At 32.8% G+C, this 1131-nt stretch carries 1 protein-coding gene; it reads left to right on the top strand.

The genetic code is table 11. From position 1 onward, the window contains the following. Positions 1–958, top strand: a 958-nt coding sequence (locus tag G3567_RS13165; RefSeq protein WP_235923603.1) for a tetratricopeptide repeat protein, incomplete at its 5' end; no start/stop codon positions are given. Positions 959–1131 lie beyond the last annotated feature (173 nt).

Genomic DNA, 1131 nt, shown 5'->3' with positions numbered 1-1131 from the left:
CGCACGCAAACCCGCAACTATTCTTATACGAAACCGTTGGCACCAATTTGAGAAAAAACCAAGAATGAGAAGAATATTAGGAACATTAATTGCGATTTTATATTCGCAAATCAGCTTTAGTCAAGATTATCAGTCTGAATTTCAAAAATATTGTCAGACTAATGACACTATCAACCAATTAAATGTCTTGACCAAATGGAAATCTGAAAAACCAAAAGACGCTGAACTTTTTACAAGCTACTTTAATTATCATTTTATGAAATCAAAACAAGAAGGTCTTGCTCTGACAACTAATGAACCTAATGGAGAAGGACTTGTTCTAAAAGATAGCCTAAATCAAACAGCAGGTTATTTAGGAAGTCAAATTTATTATGACCAAACAGAATTAAAAAAAGGATTCGATAAAATTGACGAAGGAATCAAACTTTACCCAAACCGACTTGATATGAGATTTGGAAAAATATATGCGCTGGGACAAATTCCTGATTGGACAAATTTTACTTCAGAGATAATTAAGACAATTGATTATTCGGCAAAAAACAACAACAATTGGACTTGGACAAACAACGAAAAATATGATGGAAATGAAAAAGAATTTCTTTTAGACATTCAGGACTATCAATATCAATTATACAATACAGGCAACGATGATTTATTAAAAAATATGCGAGAAATAGCAAATGAAGTTCTTAAATATTATCCTAATCACGTAGAAAGCTTGTCCAACCTTTCTGTGACATATTTACTGACTGGAGAATACGACAAAGCAATTGAACCACTTTTAAAAGCTGAAAAATTAAATCCCAAAGATTATATAGTTCTTGGAAATATTGCCCAAGGTTACAAACTGAAAGGTGATAAGAAAAAAGCTATTGAGTATTATGAAAAGACGGCTGAATTTGGAGACGAAAGAGCAAAGGAATTTGCAAAGCAACAAATAACTGAATTAAAACAATAAAAAACTGGTGCCAACAATGGCTATAAGTAATTGCTTGTTCTCGCCTACTTCTGAAAATCCTCACGGATTTTCAGTTTGGTGTGTACTTGCAAAGTTAAGTGCTAAACCACGCAACTACTCATAGCCGAGACAGTTGGCGTGCATTTGAGAAACATTATGGATAAAAAAGCAAA

Origin of the sequence: Psychroflexus aurantiacus (assembly GCF_010820555.1) — a bacterium.
GTDB lineage: Bacteria > Bacteroidota > Bacteroidia > Flavobacteriales > Flavobacteriaceae > Psychroflexus > Psychroflexus aurantiacus.
This window is presented reverse-complemented; position numbering and strand designations above follow the sequence as displayed.